The 19,433-nt window shown below is 65.5% G+C and carries 31 protein-coding genes; all 31 read right to left on the bottom strand.

Annotation, left to right across the window (positions count from 1 at the left end; all coding sequences use genetic code 11):
• Positions 1-137: 137 nt before the first annotated feature.
• On the bottom strand, positions 138-764 hold the full coding sequence (gene rpsD, locus ABZW18_RS14670; RefSeq protein WP_356186968.1) for a 30S ribosomal protein S4: 627 nt from the start codon (positions 762-764) through the stop codon (positions 138-140).
• 27 nt (positions 765-791) lie between these two features.
• On the bottom strand, positions 792-1,196 hold the full coding sequence (gene rpsK / locus ABZW18_RS14665; protein ID WP_009715860.1) for a 30S ribosomal protein S11: 405 nt from the start codon (positions 1,194-1,196) through the stop codon (positions 792-794).
• Positions 1,197-1,265: 69 nt separating this feature from the next.
• Positions 1,266-1,646 (bottom strand): 30S ribosomal protein S13, encoded by a 381-nt coding sequence (gene rpsM / locus ABZW18_RS14660; RefSeq protein ID WP_356186965.1) that lies wholly within the window; start codon positions 1,644-1,646, stop codon positions 1,266-1,268.
• A 190-nt stretch (positions 1,647-1,836) separates the two neighbouring features.
• Positions 1,837-1,950 (bottom strand): 50S ribosomal protein L36, encoded by a 114-nt coding sequence (rpmJ, locus tag ABZW18_RS14655; protein ID WP_003956441.1) that lies wholly within the window; start codon positions 1,948-1,950, stop codon positions 1,837-1,839.
• Between the two features lie 56 nt (positions 1,951-2,006).
• Positions 2,007-2,228 (bottom strand): translation initiation factor IF-1, encoded by a 222-nt coding sequence (infA, locus tag ABZW18_RS14650; RefSeq protein ID WP_003956442.1) that lies wholly within the window; start codon positions 2,226-2,228, stop codon positions 2,007-2,009.
• 187 nt (positions 2,229-2,415) lie between these two features.
• Positions 2,416-3,258, bottom strand: a complete 843-nt coding sequence (gene map / locus ABZW18_RS14645) for a type I methionyl aminopeptidase (protein WP_356186963.1) — start codon at positions 3,256-3,258, stop codon at positions 2,416-2,418.
• Between the two features lie 177 nt (positions 3,259-3,435).
• Complete coding sequence (locus tag ABZW18_RS14640; RefSeq protein ID WP_356186961.1) at positions 3,436-4,092, bottom strand: adenylate kinase; 657 nt, start codon at positions 4,090-4,092, stop codon at positions 3,436-3,438.
• A complete protein-coding gene (gene secY / locus ABZW18_RS14635) occupies positions 4,092-5,405 on the bottom strand; it encodes a preprotein translocase subunit SecY (protein WP_356186958.1) in 1,314 nt (437 codons plus the stop codon). Before secY ends, ABZW18_RS14640 begins: the two co-directional genes overlap by 1 nt.
• A 226-nt stretch (positions 5,406-5,631) precedes the next feature.
• Positions 5,632-6,087 (bottom strand): 50S ribosomal protein L15, encoded by a 456-nt coding sequence (rplO, locus tag ABZW18_RS14630; protein WP_356186955.1) that lies wholly within the window; start codon positions 6,085-6,087, stop codon positions 5,632-5,634.
• Between the two features lies 1 nt (position 6,088).
• Positions 6,089-6,271 (bottom strand): 50S ribosomal protein L30, encoded by a 183-nt coding sequence (gene rpmD / locus ABZW18_RS14625; RefSeq protein WP_356186952.1) that lies wholly within the window; start codon positions 6,269-6,271, stop codon positions 6,089-6,091.
• The gene (rpsE, locus tag ABZW18_RS14620; RefSeq protein WP_356186949.1) at positions 6,271-6,873 is read right to left on the bottom strand and encodes a 30S ribosomal protein S5; all 603 of its coding nucleotides are present in this window, start codon (positions 6,871-6,873) and stop codon (positions 6,271-6,273) included. Before rpsE ends, rpmD begins: the two co-directional genes overlap by 1 nt.
• A 46-nt stretch (positions 6,874-6,919) precedes the next feature.
• Positions 6,920-7,303, bottom strand: a complete 384-nt coding sequence (gene rplR / locus ABZW18_RS14615) for a 50S ribosomal protein L18 (protein WP_356186946.1) — start codon at positions 7,301-7,303, stop codon at positions 6,920-6,922.
• A gap of 3 nt (positions 7,304-7,306) precedes the next feature.
• On the bottom strand, positions 7,307-7,846 hold the full coding sequence (gene rplF / locus ABZW18_RS14610) for a 50S ribosomal protein L6 (RefSeq protein WP_356186943.1): 540 nt from the start codon (positions 7,844-7,846) through the stop codon (positions 7,307-7,309).
• 20 nt (positions 7,847-7,866) lie between these two features.
• Complete coding sequence (gene rpsH, locus ABZW18_RS14605) at positions 7,867-8,265, bottom strand: 30S ribosomal protein S8 (protein WP_356186941.1); 399 nt, start codon at positions 8,263-8,265, stop codon at positions 7,867-7,869.
• Positions 8,266-8,565: 300 nt separating this feature from the next.
• Positions 8,566-8,751, bottom strand: a complete 186-nt coding sequence (locus ABZW18_RS14600) for a type Z 30S ribosomal protein S14 (RefSeq protein WP_003956452.1) — start codon at positions 8,749-8,751, stop codon at positions 8,566-8,568.
• A 2-nt stretch (positions 8,752-8,753) separates the two neighbouring features.
• A complete protein-coding gene (rplE, locus tag ABZW18_RS14595) occupies positions 8,754-9,326 on the bottom strand; it encodes a 50S ribosomal protein L5 (protein WP_356186938.1) in 573 nt (190 codons plus the stop codon).
• Positions 9,326-9,649 carry a 50S ribosomal protein L24 gene (rplX, locus tag ABZW18_RS14590; RefSeq protein WP_356186935.1) on the bottom strand — a complete coding sequence of 108 codons (324 nt, stop codon included), beginning with the start codon at positions 9,647-9,649 and terminating at the stop codon, positions 9,326-9,328. The genes rplE and rplX overlap by 1 nt, the downstream gene beginning before the upstream one ends.
• A 3-nt stretch (positions 9,650-9,652) precedes the next feature.
• Positions 9,653-10,021 (bottom strand): 50S ribosomal protein L14, encoded by a 369-nt coding sequence (gene rplN / locus ABZW18_RS14585; RefSeq protein ID WP_003998823.1) that lies wholly within the window; start codon positions 10,019-10,021, stop codon positions 9,653-9,655.
• Positions 10,022-10,126: 105 nt separating this feature from the next.
• Entirely contained in the window at positions 10,127-10,408 is a 282-nt protein-coding gene (gene rpsQ, locus ABZW18_RS14580; protein ID WP_356186932.1) for a 30S ribosomal protein S17, read from the bottom strand.
• Positions 10,408-10,632 carry a 50S ribosomal protein L29 gene (rpmC, locus tag ABZW18_RS14575; RefSeq protein WP_201851661.1) on the bottom strand — a complete coding sequence of 75 codons (225 nt, stop codon included), beginning with the start codon at positions 10,630-10,632 and terminating at the stop codon, positions 10,408-10,410. The genes rpsQ and rpmC overlap by 1 nt, the downstream gene beginning before the upstream one ends.
• On the bottom strand, positions 10,632-11,051 hold the full coding sequence (gene rplP, locus ABZW18_RS14570; RefSeq protein ID WP_356186927.1) for a 50S ribosomal protein L16: 420 nt from the start codon (positions 11,049-11,051) through the stop codon (positions 10,632-10,634). Before rplP ends, rpmC begins: the two co-directional genes overlap by 1 nt.
• 5 nt (positions 11,052-11,056) lie before the next feature.
• Complete coding sequence (rpsC, locus tag ABZW18_RS14565; RefSeq protein ID WP_356186924.1) at positions 11,057-11,893, bottom strand: 30S ribosomal protein S3; 837 nt, start codon at positions 11,891-11,893, stop codon at positions 11,057-11,059.
• A complete protein-coding gene (rplV, locus tag ABZW18_RS14560; RefSeq protein WP_356187059.1) occupies positions 11,893-12,240 on the bottom strand; it encodes a 50S ribosomal protein L22 in 348 nt (115 codons plus the stop codon). Before rplV ends, rpsC begins: the two co-directional genes overlap by 1 nt.
• A gap of 44 nt (positions 12,241-12,284) precedes the next feature.
• On the bottom strand, positions 12,285-12,566 hold the full coding sequence (gene rpsS / locus ABZW18_RS14555; RefSeq protein WP_356186921.1) for a 30S ribosomal protein S19: 282 nt from the start codon (positions 12,564-12,566) through the stop codon (positions 12,285-12,287).
• Between the two features lie 11 nt (positions 12,567-12,577).
• On the bottom strand, positions 12,578-13,414 hold the full coding sequence (rplB, locus tag ABZW18_RS14550; RefSeq protein WP_356186919.1) for a 50S ribosomal protein L2: 837 nt from the start codon (positions 13,412-13,414) through the stop codon (positions 12,578-12,580).
• A 39-nt stretch (positions 13,415-13,453) separates the two neighbouring features.
• Positions 13,454-13,786, bottom strand: coding sequence for a 50S ribosomal protein L23 (gene rplW / locus ABZW18_RS14545; protein WP_356186916.1), 333 nt, complete (start codon positions 13,784-13,786; stop codon positions 13,454-13,456).
• Positions 13,786-14,460 carry a 50S ribosomal protein L4 gene (gene rplD / locus ABZW18_RS14540; protein ID WP_356186913.1) on the bottom strand — a complete coding sequence of 225 codons (675 nt, stop codon included), beginning with the start codon at positions 14,458-14,460 and terminating at the stop codon, positions 13,786-13,788. The genes rplW and rplD overlap by 1 nt, the downstream gene beginning before the upstream one ends.
• 7 nt (positions 14,461-14,467) lie before the next feature.
• On the bottom strand, positions 14,468-15,112 hold the full coding sequence (rplC, locus tag ABZW18_RS14535) for a 50S ribosomal protein L3 (RefSeq protein ID WP_356186910.1): 645 nt from the start codon (positions 15,110-15,112) through the stop codon (positions 14,468-14,470).
• A 13-nt stretch (positions 15,113-15,125) separates the two neighbouring features.
• A complete protein-coding gene (gene rpsJ / locus ABZW18_RS14530) occupies positions 15,126-15,434 on the bottom strand; it encodes a 30S ribosomal protein S10 (RefSeq protein WP_003948644.1) in 309 nt (102 codons plus the stop codon).
• A gap of 469 nt (positions 15,435-15,903) precedes the next feature.
• Entirely contained in the window at positions 15,904-17,097 is a 1,194-nt protein-coding gene (gene tuf, locus ABZW18_RS14525; protein ID WP_356186908.1) for an elongation factor Tu, read from the bottom strand.
• A 219-nt stretch (positions 17,098-17,316) separates the two neighbouring features.
• Positions 17,317-19,419 carry an elongation factor G gene (gene fusA, locus ABZW18_RS14520; protein WP_356186906.1) on the bottom strand — a complete coding sequence of 701 codons (2,103 nt, stop codon included), beginning with the start codon at positions 19,417-19,419 and terminating at the stop codon, positions 17,317-17,319.
• Positions 19,420-19,433: the final 14 nt, after the last annotated feature.

Below are 19,433 nucleotides of genomic sequence, written 5' to 3'. Positions count from 1 at the left end.
CGGCGCCCGCTATTTGACGCCGTCGGCTACCGGGCGGCAGCCCGGATGGGTACTGCAAGTGTACGGGCGGCACGGGCTGGGGGTCCCCCCGCCGAAAGCGGGGGCCGGCTCCGTACCGCCCGTATCGTCTGCGGCTGCTACTTGGAGTAGAGCTCGACGATCAGCTGCTCCTGCACCTGGGTGTCGATCACCTGGCGCTCGGGCAGCGAGTGCACGAGGACACGCATCTTCGATGGAATGGACTCGAGCCATGCCGGGACGGTGCGCTCGCCGGCCTCGGCACGAGCGACCACGAACGGCGTCAGCTCGAGCGAGGACTGGCGGACCTCGATGATGTCGTTCGCGGCGACGCGGGCCGACGGGATGTCGGTCTTGCGGCCGTTCACATTGATGTGGCCGTGCTTGACCAGCTGACGGGCGTGGTCGCGGGACTTGGCGAAGCCGGCCCGGTAGACCACGTTGTCAAGGCGGGTCTCGAGGATACGAAGCAGGTTCTCACCGGTCTTGCCGGACTTCCTGTTCGCCTCCTCGAAGTAGCCACGGAACTGCTTCTCAAGGACTCCGTAGATACGAGCGGCCTTCTGCTTCTCACGCTTCTGCAGCAGGTACTCGCTGTCCTTGGTGCGCCCGCGACCGTGCTCACCCGGGGGGTAAGGACGGATCTCGATCGGGCACTTTGCGCTCTCGCACTTGCTCCCCTTGAGGAAGAGCTTCTGCTTCTCCCGACGGCAACGCTTGCAGTCGGCCCCGGTGTAACGCGCCATTGTTGTCTTGTCTCCTACTTCAGATGATCAGACGCGGCGGCGCTTGGGCGGGCGGCATCCGTTGTGCGGGGTGGGGGTGACGTCCTGGATCGAACCCACCTCGAGGCCGGTGGCCTGGAGGGAGCGGATCGCGGTCTCACGGCCGGAGCCGGGACCCTTGACGAAGACGTCGACCTTGCGCATGCCGTGCTCCTGCGCGCGGCGGGCGGCCGACTCGGCGGCCATCTGCGCGGCGAAGGGTGTCGACTTGCGCGAGCCCTTGAAGCCGACGTGGCCGGCAGAGGCCCAAGAGATCACATTCCCGGTCGGGTCGGTGATCGAGACGATCGTGTTGTTGAACGTGCTCTTGATGTGAGCGTGCCCGTGGGCGACGTTCTTCTTCTCCTTGCGGCGCACCTTCTTGGCGCCGGCCGTACGGCTCTTCGGAGGCATCCTGTGAATCTTCTCCCGTGGAGGTGGTCGGTCCTACAGCTCGGACCGCTTGGCAGCGTCCGGTGAGGACTACTTCTTGCCCGGCTTCTTCTTACCGGCGATGGCGCGACGCGGGCCCTTGCGGGTGCGAGCGTTGGTGTGCGTGCGCTGACCGTGGACCGGCAGGCCACGGCGGTGGCGCAGACCCTGGTAGCAGCCGATCTCGACCTTGCGGCGGATGTCGGCCTGGACCTCACGGCGGAGGTCACCTTCGGTCTTGTAGTTGGCGTCCACGTAGTCGCGGATCTTGACCAGGTCCTCTTCGGCCAGGTCGCGAACGCGAGTGTCGGGGTTCACACCAACGTTCTTCAGGGTCTCCTGGGCACGGGTGCGACCGATACCGAAGACGTAGGTGAGGGCAACCTCCACGCGCTTTTCGCGCGGAAGGTCAACGCCTGAGAGGCGTGCCATGTGATGTGGCTCCTGATGGCTATGCGGAGGTCTTCCACAGCACCACTCCCGGCTGACCGTACGGAGTACGGGACAGTTCCGGGTCCCCGGCCTCCGACCGGGGGTGTCGTCCCCACTGGGGGGATCGGGTGACTGCGTATGCACATTTCGCTTGCGTCGCGCGAAGAAACTGCGAGGTGCAGGTCGTGCGTCAGCCCTGGCGCTGCTTGTGGCGCAGGTTGTCGCAGATGACCATGACCCGGCCGTGACGGCGGATCACCTTGCACTTGTCGCAGATCTTCTTGACGCTCGGCTTGACCTTCATGGGATTGAGGTTCTCCGGGTCAGTGCCATCACCCCACGGGAGGGGCGCGGCAAGATCTACTTGTAGCGGTAGACGATCCGTCCGCGCGTCAGGTCGTACGGAGACAGCTCCACCACAACCCTGTCATCGGGAAGAATTCGGATGTAGTGCATCCGCATCTTGCCGCTGATATGCGCGAGGACCTTGTGACCGTTCTGGAGCTCCACCTTGAACATTGCGTTCGGCAGGGACTCGATCACGGTGCCCTCGATTTCGATGGCACCTTGCTTCTTGGCCACGCTTCGCCCTTCGAATCGGCTACCTTGATCAGCTCTCGCTACAGGCATGCGGACACACGGATGCACGAGAGCCGACGCATCAGTCTACGTCAGCGCATCCGGAAAGACGAATCGACCCCTGAGGGTCCACTACCAGGGAGCACTGCCCACACGGCAAGATCATTAAGCCTTGGGGGCTCCCCGGCCCTCAGGACCCAGCGGAGGGGTCGGGGGCCGCCGTGACGCCCAGCTCGGCGAGCTTCGCCTTGCCGCCGTCCACGGCCGTCAGAACCAGCGGGCCCTCCTCGGTCAGCGCGACCGAGTGCTCCCAGTGGCTGCTCCAGGTCCCGTCGTCGGTCTTGACGGTCCACTCGTCCTCGAGGACATGCGTACGCGCGGTACCGAGGCTCACCATCGGCTCGATCGCGATGCAGAAGCCGGACACCAGCCGTGGCCCGCGGCCGCGCTTGCGGTCCACGTAGTTCAGCAGATGCGGGTCCATGTGCATCTGCGAGCCGATGCCATGGCCGCCGTAGTCCTCGACGATCCCGTACTTTCCGGTGGCCGGGCGCGGCTGGCGGCGGATGTAGCCCTCGATCGCCTTGGAGATGTCCACCAGCCGGTTGCCCTGCCGGACCGCTGCGATACCGGCCCACATGGACTCCTCGGTCACCCGGCTGAGCTCATGCAGCTCCGGGGCGTGGCCGGTCCCCACGAAGGCGGTGAAGGCCGCGTCGCCGTGCCAGCCGTCGATGATGGCGCCGGCGTCGATCGAGATGATGTCGCCGTCCTTCAGCACGGTCGCGGTGTCCGGGATGCCGTGGACCACGACCTCGTTCACCGAGGTGCAGATGGTGGCGGGGAAGCCGCCGTAGCCGAGGAAGTTCGACTTGGCGCCGTGCTCGGCGAGAACCTTACGGGCCACATCGTCCAGGTCCTTCGTGGTGGCACCCGGAACGGCGGCCTCCCGGCAAGCGGCGTGGATCTTCGCAACGACCAGCCCCGCCTCACGCATCTTCGCGATCTGCTCCGGGGTCTTGATCTCCACCATGGGTCGCCTACTCCTCTTGCGGCTAAACCGCCGCCGCTCTCGCGGGGTGGTTGCTCTTCGCCGTGGTTGCTCAATTGTTGGTTGCCGTCTTTACCGTAACCGGTCCAATACGGCAGAAGGCCGCGGTGTCCGTGCGGACACCGCGGCCGTTCCGTACCCTCTTGCGTTCTCCTGCGGTCAGCCGGTCTTCAGCCGCAGCGCTTCCATCGCCCGCTGAGTGACCTCGGTGACCTTGCCGAGCGCCGAGATCGTCACGACCAGGCCCTGGGCCTTGTAGTAGTCGATGACCGGCTCGGTCTCGCGGTGGTAGACCTCGAGTCGCTTGCGGACCGTGTCCTCGCTGTCGTCGTCCCGCTGGTACAGCTCGCCACCGCAGACATCGCACACGCCTTCGGTCTTCGGCGGGCTGTAGGTCACATGGAAGACATGGCTGCTCTCGTTACGGCAGACCCGGCGGCCCGCGATGCGCTTGACGACCTCGTCCTCCGGGACCTCCAGGTCCAGCACGCCGTCGAGCGCGATGCCCTTCTCGTCCAAGATCTCGTCCAGCACCTTGGCCTGGTTGAGATTGCGGGGGAACCCGTCCAGCAGAAAGCCCTCGGCGGCGTCAGGCTGCTCGAGCCTGTCCTTCGCCATTCCGATGGTCACCTCGTCCGGCACCAGCCGGCCGGCCTTCATGTACTCCTGCGCCTGCTTGCCCAGGGGAGTCCCCTGGCTGATGTTCGCGCGGAAAAGGTCGCCCGTGGAGATGTGCGGGATCGAAAGGTTCTTGGCCAGGTACGCGGCCTGCGTACCCTTGCCCGCACCAGGCGGCCCGACGAGGACGATTCGCATCAGCGGAGGAACCCTTCGTAGTTACGCTGCTGAAGCTGGCTCTCGATCTGCTTAACGGTCTCCAGACCCACACCCACGATGATCAGGATGCTCGTCCCGCCGAACGGGAAGTTCTGGTTCGCGCCGAAACCTGCCAACGCCGTCGTCGGAACAAGTGCGATCAAGCCCAGGTACAGCGACCCCGGCCAGGTGATCCGATTGAGCACGTAGCTCAGGTACTCAGCAGTAGGTCGACCAGCCCGGATGCCCGGGATGAAGCCACCATACTTCTTCATGTTGTCCGCGACTTCCTCGGGGTTGAACGAGATCGCCACGTAGAAGAACGCGAAGAAAACGATCAGGAGGAAGTACGTGATCATGTAATACGGGTGGTCACCCTTGACCAGGTGGGTGTTGATCCAGGTCGCCCAGCCCGCTTTCGAGTTGCTGAACTGGACGATCAGAGCCGGGATATAGAGCAGCGACGACGCGAAGATGACCGGAATCACACCGGCCTGGTTCACCTTCAATGGGATGTACGTGGACGTACCGCCGTAGGACCTGCGGCCGATCATGCGCTTCGCGTACTGCACCGGAATGCGTCGCTGCGCCTGCTCGACGAAGACCACCAGGCCGACCATCGCGAGGCCGACCAGAATGACGACGCCGAATTCGACCCAGCCGTCCACGATCTTGCCCTGCTTCTTGATCGCCCAGAGCGCGCCGGGGAAGCCGGCGGCGATCGAGACGAACATCAGGATCGACATTCCGTTGCCGATACCGCGGTCGGTGACCAGCTCGCCGAGCCACATGATCAGCGCGGTGCCCGCGGTCAACGTGATGACCATCGTGATGGTCGAGAAGATCGACGTGTCGGGGATGATCTGGCTGGCCTGGTCGCAGCGCGGGAAGAGCGAGCCGCTGCGGGCGGTGGCCACCAGGCCGGTGCCCTGCAGGACCGCGAGCGCCACGGTCAGATACCGGGTGTACTGGGTGATCTTGGCTTGGCCGGACTGACCCTCCTTCTTGAGGGCCTCCAGCCGTGGAATGACCACGGTCAGCAGTTGCAGGATGATGCTCGCCGTGATGTACGGCATGATCCCGAGCGCGAAGATCGTGAGCTGCAGCAGCGCGCCACCGCTGAACATGTTGACCAGGCCGAACAACCCTTGGCTGCCCTCGGCCTGCTTCATGCAGTAGTTGACGGCCGGATAGCTGATTCCCGGCATCGGAATGTGCGCACCGAGCCGGAAGAGCACGATGATGCCAAGGGTGAACAGCAGCTTCTTGCGCAGGTCGGGCGTCTTGAACGCCCGGGCGAACGCGGTGAGCACGGTGCCTCCTGCGACCCCCGCGTATCGGCGCGAGAGGTGACGGTCTCGAGGATCGACGAATACAGATCGGTCAAAGGCCGCGCGAGTACACGCGCGGCCCGGGGCGGAGCCCCCGGTGTTTACAGCAACAGTGCACGCCACCATACCGGCGGACGTGCCCCCCTTGGAACGACCAACCGGGGATGCCCCATTTTGAGGGCATCCCCGGCCGGTTGAATCATCGAGCTCAGGCGAGCTCGGTGACAGCGCCGCCAGCGGCGGTGATCTTCTCCTTGGCGGAGCCGGAGACGGCGTTCACCGTCACCTGCAGCGCCACGGAGATCTCGCCGGTGCCGAGCACCTTGACGAGCTCGTTCTTACGAACCGCACCCTTGGCGACCAGGTCGGCCACCGTGACCTCGCCACCCTGCGGGTAGAGCGCGGCCAGCTTGTCCAGGTTCACCACCTGGTACTCGGTACGGAACGGGTTCTTGAAGCCCTTGAGCTTCGGGAGACGCATGTGGAGGGGCATCTGCCCGCCCTCGAAGCGCTCCGGAACCTGGTAGCGGGCCTTGGTGCCCTTGGTGCCACGACCAGCGGTCTTACCCTTGGACGCCTCACCACGACCGACACGGGTCTTGGCGGTCTTGGCGCCCGGGGCGGGCCGGAGGTTGTGGACCTTCAGCGGCTTCTGCTCCGCCATGTCAGTCGACCTCCTCGACCGTGACGAGGTGCCGCACGGTGTTGGCCATGCCGCGGATCTCGGGACGGTCCTCCTTGACAACCACGTCGTTCAGGCGCTTCAGCCCGAGCGAACGCAGCGTGTCGCGGTGGTTCTGCTTACTGCCGATGTACGACTTCGTCTGCGTGATCTTGAGGCGGGTCATTACGCACCCACCCCGGCACGCGCCCGCAGCAGAGCGGCGGGGGCGACGTCCTCCAGCGGCAGGCCACGGCGGGCGGCGATCTCCTCGGGGCGCTGAAGCCCCTGCAGAGCCGTCACCGTGGCGTGCACGATGTTGATCGGGTTCGACGAGCCGAGCGACTTGCTGAGGACGTCGTGAATGCCCGCGCACTCCAGCACGGCGCGCACCGGGCCACCGGCGATCACACCGGTACCGGGGGAAGCCGGCTTGAGCAGGACAACGCCCGCAGCCTTCTCGCCCTGGATCGGGTGCGGGATGGTGCCCTGGATCCGGGGGACCTTGAAGAAGTGCTTCTTGGCCTCCTCCACACCCTTGGCGATGGCGGCCGGCACCTCCTTGGCCTTGCCGTATCCGACGCCCACGGTGCCGTCACCGTCGCCCACCACGACCAGCGCGGTGAAGCTGAAGCGACGACCACCCTTCACAACCTTGGCGACACGGTTGATCGCGACGACGCGCTCAACGTACGCGGTCTTCTCGGCGGCAGCGCCACCGTCGCGACCCTTCCGGTCCCGCCGCTCGCCGCCACCGGCACCGCTTCCGCGGCGCTGGGGTCCAGCCATTGGATTTACCTCTCTCTGTTACGTCCGCTAGCTCCGGAACCGGGGCTTAGAACTTCAGCCCGGCTTCGCGGGCGGCGTCCGCCAGAGCGGCAATGCGCCCGGCGTACTGGTTGCCACCGCGGTCGAACACGACGGCCTCGACGCCGGCAGCCTTGGCACGCTCGGCGACAAGCGCGCCGACCTGCTTGGCCTGGGCGCTCTTGTCACCCTCGCCGCTACGGATGGACACGTCCAGGGACGACGCCGACGCGAGCGTGTGGCCCGCGATGTCGTCGATGACCTGAGCGACCATGTGGCGGTTGGAACGCGTCACGACCAAGCGGGGACGCTCCGGCGTACCGGAGATCCGCTTGCGGACGCGGATGTGGCGACGCTTGAGGGCAGCGCCCTTGTAGGCCTTACCCTTCGCGATCTTCACACCGTATGCCATGGCTTACTTACCAGCCTTTCCGACCTTGCGGCGGATGACCTCGCCCGCGTACTTGACGCCCTTGGCCTTGTACGGGTCCGGCTTCCGCAGCTTGCGGATGTTGGCGGCGACCTCGCCGACCTTCTGCTTGTCGATTCCCTCGACGCTGAGCTTGGTCGGGGACTCGACCTTGAAGGTGATGCCCTCCGGGGCCTCAACGAGGATCGGGTGGCTGTAGCCCAGCGAGAACTCCAGGTTGGAGCCCTTCGCCTGGACGCGGTAGCCGACACCGCTGATCTCGAGCGCCTTGGTGTATCCCGTGGTCACACCGGTGATCATGTTCGCCACCAGCGTGCGGGACAGGCCGTGAAGGGCCTTGTTCTGACGCTCGTCGTTCGGGCGCAGCACCGCCAGGGTGCCGTCCTCGCCCTTGGTGACCTCGATCGGCGCGGCAACGGTGTGCGAGAGGGAGCCCTTGGGGCCCTTCACCGCGACCGTGCGGCCATCGATGGTGACGTCCACGCCGGCGGGAACCGGGATGGGGAGCTTGCCGATGCGCGACATTGCTATTCCTCCGTTCCCGACTACCAGACGTAGGCGAGGACTTCCCCACCCACGCCCTTCTTCTGCGCCTGCTGGCCGGTCAGGAGACCGTGGGACGTGGAGATGATCGCCACGCCCAGGCCGCCGAGGACCTTCGGCAGGTTGGTGGACTTTGCGTAGACCCGCAGACCCGGCTTCGAAATCCGCTTGATGCCGGCGATCGAGCGCTCGCGGTTGGGGCCGAACTTCAGCTCGAGGACGAGGTTCTTGCCGACCTCGGCGTCCTCGACCTTCCAGCCGACGATGAAGCCCTCCTGCTGGAGGATTTCCGCGATGTGCGACTTGATCTTGCTGTGCGGCATCGCGACGGTGTCGTGATACGCCGAGTTCGCGTTTCGCAGACGCGTGAGCATGTCTGCGATGGGATCAGTCATGGTCATGAATTGGCCTTCGGCCTCTCTCGCCGGGGTTTCCTATCTGCGCCATCCCTCTCCCCGATCGATGTCGGGACGGGTGCGGCGCGGGGACCTACGGCGTAGTAAGCGACTATCAGCGGGCTTCGCCCGCGGGCGGTCAGGACGGCGGGCGCCCAACCCTTCCACTCTACGCGAGCGGAAAGGGCCTTCTTCACGGGTGCCCGCCATCCATTTACTTACCGAGAGCCCGGTGCCAGCCCGAAATTCCATCCTGTCGCCCGCCGATGCGCTGTTGAGCGCGGTGGCGGGAGACCGGCGGGCTGACTACCAGGAGCTCTTGGTCACGCCCGGCAGCTCGCCACGGTGAGCCATCTCACGAAGGCACACGCGGCAGAGGCCGAACTTGCGGTAGACGGAGTGGGGCCGGCCGCAACGCTGGCAGCGGGTGTACGCGCGCACACCGAACTTCGGCTTGCGGGCGGCCTTAGCGATCAGAGCCTTCTTCGCCACGGTCAGTTCTCCTTGAACGGGAAGCCGAGGTGACGAAGCAGGGCCCGGCCCTCGTCGTCATTGGTCGCCGTGGTGACCACGGTGATGTCCATGCCTCGGACCCGGTCGATCTTGTCCTGGTCGATCTCGTGGAACATGACCTGCTCCGTGAGACCGAAGGTGTAGTTGCCCCGGCCGTCGAACTGCTTCGGGGACAGACCACGGAAGTCACGGATGCGCGGCAGCGCGAGCGACAGGGTGCGGTCCAGGAACTCCCACATGCGGTCACCGCGGAGGGTGACGTGGGCACCGATCGGCTGGCCCTCACGCAGCTTGAACTGCGCGATGGACTTACGGGCCTTGGTGACGGCCGGCTTCTGGCCGGTGATCGTGGTGAGGTCGCGGATGGCGCCCTCGATCAGCTTGGAGTCGCGGGCGGCGTCGCCCACACCCATGTTGACCACGATCTTGGTCAGACCAGGGATCTGCATGACGTTCTCGTAGGAGAACTCGTCCTTCAGCTTGCCCTGGATCTCTTCGCGGTAGCGCTGCTTGAGGCGCGGGATGCCCGCGGCAGTTGCAGAGGTGGCAGTCATCAGATGTCCTCACCGGTCCGCTTGGCAACGCGGATCTTGTTGCCCTCGTCGTCGAAGCGGTACCCGACGCGGGTGACGACCTTCGAGCCGTCCTTCTCCACCACGAGCGAAACATTGCTCACGTGGATCGGGGCCTCGGTCGTCACAATGCCGCCGGTCTTCGAACCACGAGCGGTCTGGCCGGCCTTGGTGTGCTTCTTGACCCGGTTGACACCCTCGACGAGGACGCGGTCGTCGGCGGGGTAGGCCTGAATGACCTTGCCCTGCTTGCCCTTGTCCTTACCGGTGATGACCTGGACCAGGTCGCCCTTCTTGATCTTCATCGGTTACAGCACCTCCGGCGCGAGCGAGATGATCTTCATGAACTTCTTCTCGCGCAGCTCACGGCCCACCGGGCCGAAGATACGGGTGCCGCGGGGGTCGCCATCGTTCTTGAGGATGACGGCCGCGTTCTCGTCGAAGCGGATGTACGAGCCGTCCGGACGACGGCGCTCCTTGACGGTGCGCACGATGACCGCCTTGACGACGTCACCCTTCTTCACGTTGCCACCGGGGATCGCATCCTTGACGGTGGCGACGATGACGTCACCGATGCCCGCGTAGCGGCGACCGGAACCACCGAGAACACGGATGCAAAGGATCTCCTTCGCACCAGTGTTGTCGGCGACACGCAGTCGCGACTCCTGCTGGATCACGTCTATCTCCTGATCGTCTGCCGGTTCCCGGTGGGGGCTTCCGGGGAAGTCCCCACCGAGCCTGGCGGAACCGTCCTGAGGAGGAACCCCTCAGGATCTACTGGGTTACTTGGCCTTCTCGAGGATTTCGACGACGCGCCAGCGCTTGGTCGCGGACAGCGGCCGGGTCTCCATGAGGAGAACACGGTCGCCGACACCCGCGGCGTTCTGCTCGTCGTGCGCCTTGAGCTTGTTGGTACGGCGGATGACCTTGCCGTACAGCGCGTGCTTGACACGGTCCTCGACAGCGACGACGACGGTCTTGTCCATCTTGTCGCCGACGACCAGACCCTCACGGGTCTTGCGGAAGCCGCGTTCGTTGGTCTCAGTCACATTCTTCTCGCTCATCAGGCGCTCTCCACCGTCTCGATGCCCAGCTCGCGCTCGCGCATCAGGGTGTAGATCCGGGCGATGTCCTTGCGGACGGCCTTCAGCCGGCCGTGGTTTTCGAGCTGTCCGGTCGCCGCCTGGAAGCGGAGGTTGAACAGCTCCTCCTTGGCCTCACGCAGCTTGCCAACGAGGTCTTCGTTGTTCAGCTCACGCAGCTCGGACGCCTTGATTCCGGCCGCCATCACGACTCACCTGCCTCGCGCCGGACGATCCGGCACTTCATCGGAAGCTTGTGGGCGGCGCGGGTCAGCGCCTCCTTGGCAACCTTCTCGTTCGGGTAGGACAGCTCGAACATCACCCGACCGGGCTTGACATTCGCGATCCACCACTCCGGCGAACCCTTACCGGAACCCATGCGGGTCTCAGCAGGCTTCTTCGTGAGCGGACGGTCCGGGTAGATGTTGATCCAGACCTTGCCGCCACGCTTGATGTGACGGGTCATGGCGATACGAGCCGACTCGATCTGACGGTTCGTCACGTAGGCCGGGGTCACCGCCTGGATGCCGTACTCGCCGAACGCAAGCTCGGTGCCACCCTTGGCCATACCACTGCGCTTCGGGTGGTGCTGCTTGCGGTGCTTGACCCTACGGGGGATCAGCATGACGGTCAGGCCTCCGTTCCGGTGGTCTCAGCCGGAGCCGCAGCGGCGGGAGCCTCGGCCTTGGGGGCCTCGGCAGCCGGAGCCGACTGCGCCTGCGGCTTACGGCCGCGGCCGCCACGCTCGCCACCGCGGCCACCACGGGCCGGGCGGTCGTTGCCACCACGCGACGGGCGGTTGCCGGCGCGGGCAGCGGCGTTCTCGGCGCGGACCTCGGCGATGTTCTTGACGTCGCCCTTGTAGATCCAGACCTTCACACCGATACGGCCGAAGGTCGTCTTGGCCTCGAAGAAGCCGTAGTCGACGTTCGCACGGAGCGTGTGCAGGGGCACGCGGCCCTCGCGGTAGAACTCCGAGCGGGACATCTCGGCGCCGCCGAGACGGCCACCACACTGGATCTTGATGCCCTTGGCGCCGGCCTTCATCGTGCTCTGCATGCTCTTGCGCATCGCACGACGGAAGGAGACGCGGGAGGACAGCTGCTCGGCCACGGCCTGGGCAACCAGCTGAGCATCGGTCTCGGGGTTCTTGACCTCGAGGATGTTCAGCTGGACCTGCTTGCCCGTGAGCTTCTCCAGCTCGCCGCGGATACGGTCGGCCTCCGCGCCGCGGCGGCCGATGACGATGCCCGGCCGAGCGGTGTGGATGTCGACGCGGACGCGGTCACGGGTGCGCTCGATCTCAACCTTCGAGATGCCGGCGCGCTCCATGCCCTTCGTCATCATCCGACGGATGGCGACGTCTTCCTTGACGTAGTCCTTGTACAGCTTGTCGGCGTACCACCGGGACTTGAAGTCCGTGGTGATGCCGAGCCGGAACCCGTGCGGGTTAACCTTCTGGCCCATTACCGGGTTCCTTCCTTGCTGCTGACGACCACGGTGATGTGGCTGGTCCGCTTGCGGATCCGGTAGGCACGGCCCTGGGCACGCGGACGGAACCGCTTCAGGGTCGGGCCCTCGTCGACGTACGCCTCGGAAATGACGAGGCTGCCGGCGTCGGTGTGGTCGTAGTTGTGCGCGGCGTTGGCAATGGCGCTGTCGAGCACCTTGCCAACGGGCACGCTCGCGGCCTGCGGGGCGAAACGCAGGACCGCCTGGGCCTCCGTGGCACTCATGCCACGGATGAGGTCCACCACGCGGCGGGCCTTCATGGGCGTGACGCGGATGTACCGCGCCTGGGCCCTGGCTTCCATGGTTGTCCCTTCGGTGTCAGTCATAGTCTTCGCAACTCCGCCGATCAGCGACGACGTGATTTACGGTCGTCCTTCTCGTGGCCGCGGAAGGTGCGGGTCGGCGCAAACTCGCCGAGCTTGTGGCCGACCATCGACTCGGTGACGAACACCGGGACGTGCTTGCGGCCGTCGTGCACCGCGATCGTGTGGCCGAGCATGGCCGGGACGATCATGGAGCGGCGGGACCAGGTCTTGATGACGTTGTGGGTACCGGCTTCGTTCTGTACGTCCACCTTCTTGATCAGGTGGTCGTCGACGAAGGGCCCCTTCTTGAGACTGCGCGGCATCGAACCTGCTCCTAGCGCTTCTTGTTCGTCTTGCGGCGGCGGACGATGTACTTGTTGCTGGCCTTCTTCGGCGAGCGAGTACGACCCTCCTTCTGACCCCACGGCGAGACCGGGTGGCGACCACCGGAGGTCTTGCCCTCACCACCACCGTGCGGGTGGTCAACGGGGTTCATGGCGACACCGCGGACGGTCGGGCGAACGCCCTTCCAGCGCATACGGCCGGCCTTGCCCCAGTTGATGTTCGACTGCTCGGCATTGCCGACCTCGCCAACAGTGGCGCGGCAGCGGATGTCGACCAGCCGGACCTCACCGGAGGGCATACGGAGGTGGGCCATGGAGCCCTCCTTCGCCAGCAGCTGGACGGAAGCACCCGCGGAACGGGCGAACTTCGCGCCGCCGCCGGGCCGCAGCTCGATGGCGTGGATGACCGTACCCACCGGGATGTTGCGCAGCGGGAGGTTGTTGCCCGGCTTGATGTCGGCGCTCGCGCCGTTCTCAACCCGGTCGCCCTGGCTCAGCTTGGCCGGGGCGAGGATGTAGCGCTTCTCGCCGTCTGCGTAGTGCAGCAGCGCGATGCGCGCGGTGCGGTTGGGGTCGTACTCGATGTGCGCGACCTTGGCGGGCACGCCGTCCTTGTCGTGACGACGGAAGTCGATCACTCGGAAGGCGCGCTTGTGGCCACCGCCCTGGTGGCGAACGGTCACACGACCGGCGTTGTTACGGCCGCCCTTGCTGTGCAGCGGGCGGACCAGCGACTTCTCCGGCGTGGACCGCGTGACCTCGACAAAGTCGGCGACGCTGGAGCCACGACGGCCCGGGGTCGTCGGCTTGTACTTGCGGATACCCATTTCTCAGTCCTCGTCCGATTCCGGACGACTCGGACTCCGTTAGGAGACCGGGCCGCCGAAGATGTCGATACGGTCGCCCTCGGCGAGGGTCACGATGGCGCGCTTGGTGTCCTTGCGCTTACCGAAACCGGTCTTGGTCCGCTTGCGCTTCCCCTGCCGGTTGATCGTGTTGACCCCGGTGACCTTGACCGAGAAGACCGCCTCGACGGCCTGCTTGATCTGGGTCTTGTTGGCGCCGGGCGCGACGATGAACGTGTACTTGTTCTCGTCGAGCAGCGCGTAGCTCTTCTCGGAAACCACCGGCTTGACCAGAATGTCACGGGGGTCCGTGAAGGTCTTGCTGGTGACGACCGTTGCAGTTGCCTCGCTCATCAGGCGTCGCTCCCTTCGAGCTCAGCCTCGGAGGCGACAGCCTTACCGGCCTTGGCCGGACCGGCTACAAAGCTCTCGTAGGCGGCCTGAGTGAAGACCACGTCGTCGGAGACGAGCACGTCGTACGTGTTCAGCTGGCCCGGCTCCAGGATGTGCACCTGGGGCAGGTTGCGGGCGGACAGCCACGCGGCCTCGTCGGCCCGGTCGACGACCAGGAGCAGGTTCTTGCGCTCACTGATCTTGCCGAACAGGGTCTTCGCGGCCTTGGTGGAGACCTCGCCCTCGACCACGCCGGAGACAACGTGGATGCGGCTGTTGCGCGCCCGGTCGGTGAGGGCACCGCGCAGGGCGGCGGCCTTCATCTTCTTCGGGGTCCGCTGCGAGTAGTCACGCGGCACGGGACCGTGCACAACGCCACCACCGGCGAACTGCGGCGCGCGGGTCGAGCCCTGACGGGCGCGACCGGTGCCCTTCTGGCGGTACGGCTTCTTGCCGCCGCCGCGGACCTCGCCACGGGTCTTTGTCTTGTGCGTGCCCTGGCGGGCAGCGGCCAGCTGGGCGACGACGACCTGGTGGATCAGCGGAATGCTGACCTGCGCGTCGAAGATCTCCGAGGGGAGCTCGACGGTCCCGGCCTTGTCGCCTGCCGGCGAAAGGATGTCAATGGTGCTCATCGTTACCTCAGGCCCCCTTGGCCGCGGTACGGACCAGGACGAGGCCGCCGTTCGGACCGGGGACGGCGCCCTTGATGAGCAGCAGTCCCTTCTCCGCGTCAACGGCATGAACGGTCAGGTTCTGGGTGGTGACCCGCTCGTTGCCCATGCGGCCGGCCATGCGCAGGCCCTTGAACACGCGGCCCGGGGTGGCGCAGCCACCGATGGAGCCGGGCGAGCGGTGCTTGCGCTGGGTGCCGTGGCCGGCGCCGAGGCCGGCGAAGCCATGGCGCTTCATGACGCCGGCGGTGCCCTTGCCCTTGCTGGTACCGGTCACATCGACCCGGACACCGGACTCGAACACCTCGGCCGTAACCTCCTGGCCGAGCGTGTACTCGCTGGCATCAGCGGTACGCAGCTCCACCAAGTGGCGGCGCGGGGTCACATCCGCCTTGGCGAAGTGGCCCTTGAGGGGCTTGTTCACCTTGCGGGGGTCGATCTCGCCGAAGGCGATCTGGACGGCGTCGTAGCCGTCCGCGTCGTTGGTACGCACCTGGGTCACAACACAGGGACCGGCCTTGACGACCGTGACCGGGACGACACGGTTGTTCTCGTCCCACACCTGCGTCATGCCGAGCTTCTCGCCCAGGACGCCCTTGATCTGCTTAGCCATCTCGCGCGTCACCTCAGAGCTTGATCTCGATGTCGACGCCGGCCGGCAGGTCGAGACGCATGAGCGAGTCGACGGTCTTCGGCGTGGGGTCGAGGATGTCGATGAGGCGCTTGTGCGTGCGCATCTCGAAGTGCTCGCGCGAGTCCTTGTACTTGTGCGGCGACTTGATGACGCAGTACACATTCTTCTCAGTGGGAAGCGGCACCGGGCCCGCGACCGACGCACCAGTGCGGGTCACCGTTTCGACGATCTTCTTCGCCGAGGAATCGATGACCTCGTGGTCGTAGGCCTTGAGCCGGATGCGGATCTTCTGTCCCGCCATGGCTACTTCGTAGTCCTGTCTCTCGTAACGCTCTGGAACCCGGTACGTTTCCGACTTCTCTCCGACCCACGCGGTCGGGCGTGTCGCGTTCCTTCTAATGAAAATTTCCCGAAGGAATTTCCCTGCGAAGGGGGACGCGGCGCCAAGACCGCCAGCCGGGGGAAGACACCCACCGGATGCCTGGCCGGTACCCCGCTGACACTTCCCGGAAGATTCCCGTACTTCCACCCCCTGGCCTCTCCCGGAGGAGAAACACGCGGGTGACGAGTACTGCGGGACTCGCTTCCAGTCCTCCCGGCGGGAGGCGCGCAGCATCGGCACTCAACCGAGCAACCTGGACAGTGTGCCACACGATGGACTACGAAGGCCAATCGAGGCCCAACTGTCAAGAAGCCCCGCCCACCTGACGGTGGGCGGGGCTTCTCGCCGGTGTCTCGACCGAGCTACCGGGTCGCGCAGAGCGCCAAAATCACTTGTTGATCTTGGTGACCTGGCCGGCGCCGACGGTCCGACCACCCTCACGGATGGCGAACTTCAGGCCCTCCTCCATGGCGACCGGCTGAATCAGCGAGACCGACATGGTGGTGTTGTCGCCCGGCATGACCATCTCGGTGCCCTCGGGGAGGGTCACCACGCCGGTCACGTCCGTGGTACGGAAGTAGAACTGCGGACGGTAGTTGTTGAAGAACGGGGTGTGACGACCACCCTCGTCCTTCGACAGGATGTAGGCCTGGGCCTCGAACTCGGTGTGCGGAGTGACCGAGCCCGGCTTGATGATGACCTGGCCGCGCTCGACGTCCTCACGCTTGATGCCACGAAGCAGCAGACCGACGTTCTCACCGGCCTGGCCCTCGTCGAGCAGCTTGCGGAACATCTCGATGCCGGTGACCGTGGTGGTGGTCTTGTCCTGCTTGATGCCGATGATGTCAACGGTCTCGTTGACCTTCAGCACACCACGCTCGATACGGCCGGTGACGACCGTACCGCGACCGGTGATCGTGAAGACGTCCTCGATGGGCATGAGGAACGGCTTGTCGACGTCGCGCTCCGGGGTCGGGATCGACTCGTCAACAGCCTTCATCAGGTTGAGGACGGACTCACCCCACTCCTTGTCGCCCTCGAGCGCCTTGAGCGCCGAGACCTTGATGACGGGTACGTCGTCACCCGGGAACTCGTACTCGGAGAGCAGCTCACGGACCTCGAGCTCGACGAGCTCCAGGATCTCCTCGTCGTCCACCATGTCGGCCTTGTTCAGGGCGACAACGATGTACGGAACGCCGACCTGGCGGGCCAGGAGCACGTGCTCCTTGGTCTGCGGCATCGGGCCGTCGGTCGCGGCGACCACGAGGATGGCGCCGTCCATCTGCGCCGCACCGGTGATCATGTTCTTGATGTAGTCCGCGTGACCCGGGCAGTCAACGTGGGCGTAGTGACGCGACTCTGTCTGGTACTCGACATGCGCGATGGAGATGGTAATACCGCGCTGGCGCTCCTCAGGAGCCTTGTCGATCTGGTCGAAGGCCGAGGCCTCGTTCAGGTTCGGGTACGCGTCGTGCAGCACCTTGGTGATCGCCGCGGTAAGAGTGGTCTTACCGTGGTCGATGTGACCGATGGTGCCGATGTTGACGTGCGGCTTAGTCCGCTCGAACTTCGCCTTCGCCACTGGGGTCCTCCTGTGGACTGGTGCTGTACTCCATCCGCTCTTTTGCGAATGGGTTCAGGTGGTCTTTCCGAATCGACCAGGACCCCGAGGGGATGCCCTTGGCCGTATTCGCTTGGGGGCGGGCCCCGGGGCCCCGCCGCAATCCGCTGTGCGGTCCGCGACGGAACACCCGGTGCCTTTGCTCCAGCCTAAACGGTGAGAAACGAGGGTGAACCCGCGTTACTCGCCCTTGGCCTTCGCGATGATCTCCTCGGCCACGCTCCGGGGAACCTCGGCGTAGGAGTCGAACTGCATGGAGTAGCTGGCGCGACCGGACGTCTTGCTGCGCAGGTCGCCGACGTAGCCGAACATCTCCGACAGCGGAACCAGGCCCGTGATGAGCTTGGCGCCGCTCCGGTCCTCCATGGACTGGATCTGTCCACGGCGGGAGTTGATGTCGCCGATCACGTCGCCCATGTAGTCCTCGGGGGTGGTGACCTCGACCGACATCATCGGCTCCAGCAGAGCCGGTGACGCCTTGCGGGCACCCTCCTTGAACGCCATGGAACCGGCGATCTTGAACGCGAGCTCGGAGGAGTCGACGTCGTGGTAAGCACCGTCGAGCAGCGTCACCTTCACGCCGGTCAGCGGGTAGCCGGCCAGCACGCCGAACTCCATGGCCTCCTGGCAGCCCGCGTCCACGGACGGGATGTACTCCCGCGGGATACGGCCACCGGTGACCTTGTTCTCGAACTCGTATCCGTCGCCCTCGAGGGGCGCGATCGCCATCTGCACCTTCGCGAACTGGCCGGAACCACCAGTCTGCTTCTTGTGCGTGTAGTCGATCCGGTCAACGGGCTTGCGCAGCGTCTCGCGGTACGCGACCTGCGGCTTGCCGACGTTGGCCTCGACCCTGAACTCACGCTTCATACGGTCGACCAGCACGTCGAGGTGCAGCTCGCCCATACCCGCGATGATGGTCTGGCCGGTCTCCTCGTCGGTGTGGACCTGGAACGACGGGTCCTCCTCGGCGAGGCGCTGGATGGCGACACCCAGCTTCTCCTGGTCGCCCTTGGACTTCGGCTCGATGGCGACCTGGATCACCGGAGCCGGGAAGTTCATGGACTCGAGGATCACCGGGTTCGACGCGTCGCAGAGGGTCTCGCCGGTGGTGGTCTGCTTGAGACCCATGACGGCGACGATGTCGCCGGCACCCACGCTCTCGATCTCCTCACGCTTGTTCGCGTGCATCCGGTAGATCTTGCCGATGCGCTCCTTCTTGCCCTTCACGGAGTTCAGCACCTGGGTGCCGGCCTCCAGGCGACCGGAGTAGATCCGGACGAAGGTGAGCTTGCCCAGGTGCGGGTCGCTCATGATCTTGAAGGCGAGCGCGGAGAGCGGCTCCTCGTCGGAAGCCTTGCGGAAGATCTCCGTCTCCTCGTCGTCGACCTTGTGGCCGGTGACGCCCTCGACGTCCACAGGAGACGGGAGGTACTCGACGACCGCGTCGAGCAGGGGCTGAACGCCCTTGTTCTTGAACGCGGTGCCGCAGAAGACGGGGGTCAGGTGACCGCCGATGGTGGCGCGGCGAATACCGGCCTTGAGCTGCTCCTCGGTGGGCTCTTCGCCCTCGAGGTACATCTCCATGAGCTCCTCGTCACCCTCAGCGGCGGTCTCGAGCAGCTTGTCGCGCCACTCGGCCGCAGCCTCTGCGTGAGTGTCGGGGATGTCCAGGGTGTCGTACATCTCGCCCTTGGCGGCCTCGGCGGACCACACCAGAGCCTTCATACGAACCAGGTCGATGACGCCCTTGAAGTCGGCCTCAGCGCCGATCGGCAGCTGCATGACCAGCGGGGTGGCACCCAGGCGGTCGACGATCATGTCGACGCAACGGTGGAACTCGGCACCGACGCGGTCGAGCTTGTTGACGAAGCAGATACGCGGCACGTTGTACCGGTCTGCCTGCCGCCAGACAGTCTCGGACTGCGGCTCAACGCCGGCAACACCGTCGAACACCGTGACGGCACCGTCGAGGACGCGCAGCGAACGCTCCACCTCGACGGTGAAGTCGACGTGGCCCGGGGTGTCGATGATGTTGATGGTGTGGTCAACGTTGTTCAACGGCCAGTGGCAGGTCGTCGCGGCCGACGTGATCGTGATGCCGCGCTCCTGCTCCTGCTCCATCCAGTCCATCGTGGCAGCGCCGTCGTGGACCTCACCGATCTTGTAGCTCACACCGGTGTAGAACAGGATCCGCTCGGTGGTCGTCGTCTTGCCCGCGTCGATGTGCGCCATGATCCCGATATTGCGGACCTTGGCCAGGTCAAGTGAAGTGGTAGCCATATGGCTCGGTCTTC

This window comes from Streptomyces sp. NPDC004647, from assembly GCF_040609575.1.
Classification (GTDB): domain Bacteria; phylum Actinomycetota; class Actinomycetes; order Streptomycetales; family Streptomycetaceae; genus Streptomyces.
Note: the sequence above shows the minus strand (reverse complement) of the source record. Positions and strands in the feature narration are given on the sequence as shown.

Excerpts from the sequence above, each read along its gene's own strand:
- map (WP_356186963.1), bottom strand. The coding sequence starts at position 3,258 with ATGGTGGAGATCAAGACCCCGGAGCAGATCGCGAAGATGCGTGAGGCG.
- rpmC (WP_201851661.1), bottom strand. The coding sequence starts at position 10,632 with ATGGCGGCCGGAATCAAGGCGTCCGAGCTGCGTGAGCTGAACAACGAA.
- rpsD (WP_356186968.1), bottom strand. The coding sequence starts at position 764 with ATGGCGCGTTACACCGGGGCCGACTGCAAGCGTTGCCGTCGGGAGAAG.
- rpsE (WP_356186949.1), bottom strand. The coding sequence starts at position 6,873 with ATGGCTGGACCCCAGCGCCGCGGAAGCGGTGCCGGTGGCGGCGAGCGG.
- fusA (WP_356186906.1), bottom strand. The coding sequence starts at position 19,419 with ATGGCTACCACTTCACTTGACCTGGCCAAGGTCCGCAATATCGGGATC.
- rplP (WP_356186927.1), bottom strand. The coding sequence starts at position 11,051 with ATGCTGATCCCCCGTAGGGTCAAGCACCGCAAGCAGCACCACCCGAAG.
- rplR (WP_356186946.1), bottom strand. The coding sequence starts at position 7,303 with ATGGCATACGGTGTGAAGATCGCGAAGGGTAAGGCCTACAAGGGCGCT.
- rplW (WP_356186916.1), bottom strand. The coding sequence starts at position 13,786 with ATGAGCGAGGCAACTGCAACGGTCGTCACCAGCAAGACCTTCACGGAC.
- rplF (WP_356186943.1), bottom strand. The coding sequence starts at position 7,846 with ATGTCGCGCATCGGCAAGCTCCCCATCCCGGTTCCCGCCGGCGTGGAC.
- ABZW18_RS14640 (WP_356186961.1), bottom strand. The coding sequence starts at position 4,092 with ATGCGAATCGTCCTCGTCGGGCCGCCTGGTGCGGGCAAGGGTACGCAG.
- rplC (WP_356186910.1), bottom strand. The coding sequence starts at position 15,112 with ATGGCTAAGCAGATCAAGGGCGTCCTGGGCGAGAAGCTCGGCATGACG.
- rplX (WP_356186935.1), bottom strand. The coding sequence starts at position 9,649 with ATGAAGATCAAGAAGGGCGACCTGGTCCAGGTCATCACCGGTAAGGAC.
- rpmJ (WP_003956441.1), bottom strand. The coding sequence starts at position 1,950 with ATGAAGGTCAAGCCGAGCGTCAAGAAGATCTGCGACAAGTGCAAGGTG.
- rpsQ (WP_356186932.1), bottom strand. The coding sequence starts at position 10,408 with ATGAGCGAGAAGAATGTGACTGAGACCAACGAACGCGGCTTCCGCAAG.
- rplO (WP_356186955.1), bottom strand. The coding sequence starts at position 6,087 with ATGGCGGAGCAGAAGCCGCTGAAGGTCCACAACCTCCGGCCCGCCCCG.
- rplV (WP_356187059.1), bottom strand. The coding sequence starts at position 12,240 with ATGGAAGCCAGGGCCCAGGCGCGGTACATCCGCGTCACGCCCATGAAG.
- rpsC (WP_356186924.1), bottom strand. The coding sequence starts at position 11,893 with ATGGGCCAGAAGGTTAACCCGCACGGGTTCCGGCTCGGCATCACCACG.
- rpsH (WP_356186941.1), bottom strand. The coding sequence starts at position 8,265 with ATGACCATGACTGATCCCATCGCAGACATGCTCACGCGTCTGCGAAAC.
- rplE (WP_356186938.1), bottom strand. The coding sequence starts at position 9,326 with ATGACTGCCACCTCTGCAACTGCCGCGGGCATCCCGCGCCTCAAGCAG.
- rpsK (WP_009715860.1), bottom strand. The coding sequence starts at position 1,196 with ATGCCTCCGAAGAGCCGTACGGCCGGCGCCAAGAAGGTGCGCCGCAAG.
- rpsM (WP_356186965.1), bottom strand. The coding sequence starts at position 1,646 with ATGGCACGCCTCTCAGGCGTTGACCTTCCGCGCGAAAAGCGCGTGGAG.
- rplB (WP_356186919.1), bottom strand. The coding sequence starts at position 13,414 with ATGGGTATCCGCAAGTACAAGCCGACGACCCCGGGCCGTCGTGGCTCC.
- rplD (WP_356186913.1), bottom strand. The coding sequence starts at position 14,460 with ATGAGCACCATTGACATCCTTTCGCCGGCAGGCGACAAGGCCGGGACC.
- rpmD (WP_356186952.1), bottom strand. The coding sequence starts at position 6,271 with ATGACCCGCCTCAAGATCACGCAGACGAAGTCGTACATCGGCAGTAAG.
- rpsS (WP_356186921.1), bottom strand. The coding sequence starts at position 12,566 with ATGCCGCGCAGTCTCAAGAAGGGGCCCTTCGTCGACGACCACCTGATC.
- rpsJ (WP_003948644.1), bottom strand. The coding sequence starts at position 15,434 with ATGGCGGGACAGAAGATCCGCATCCGGCTCAAGGCCTACGACCACGAG.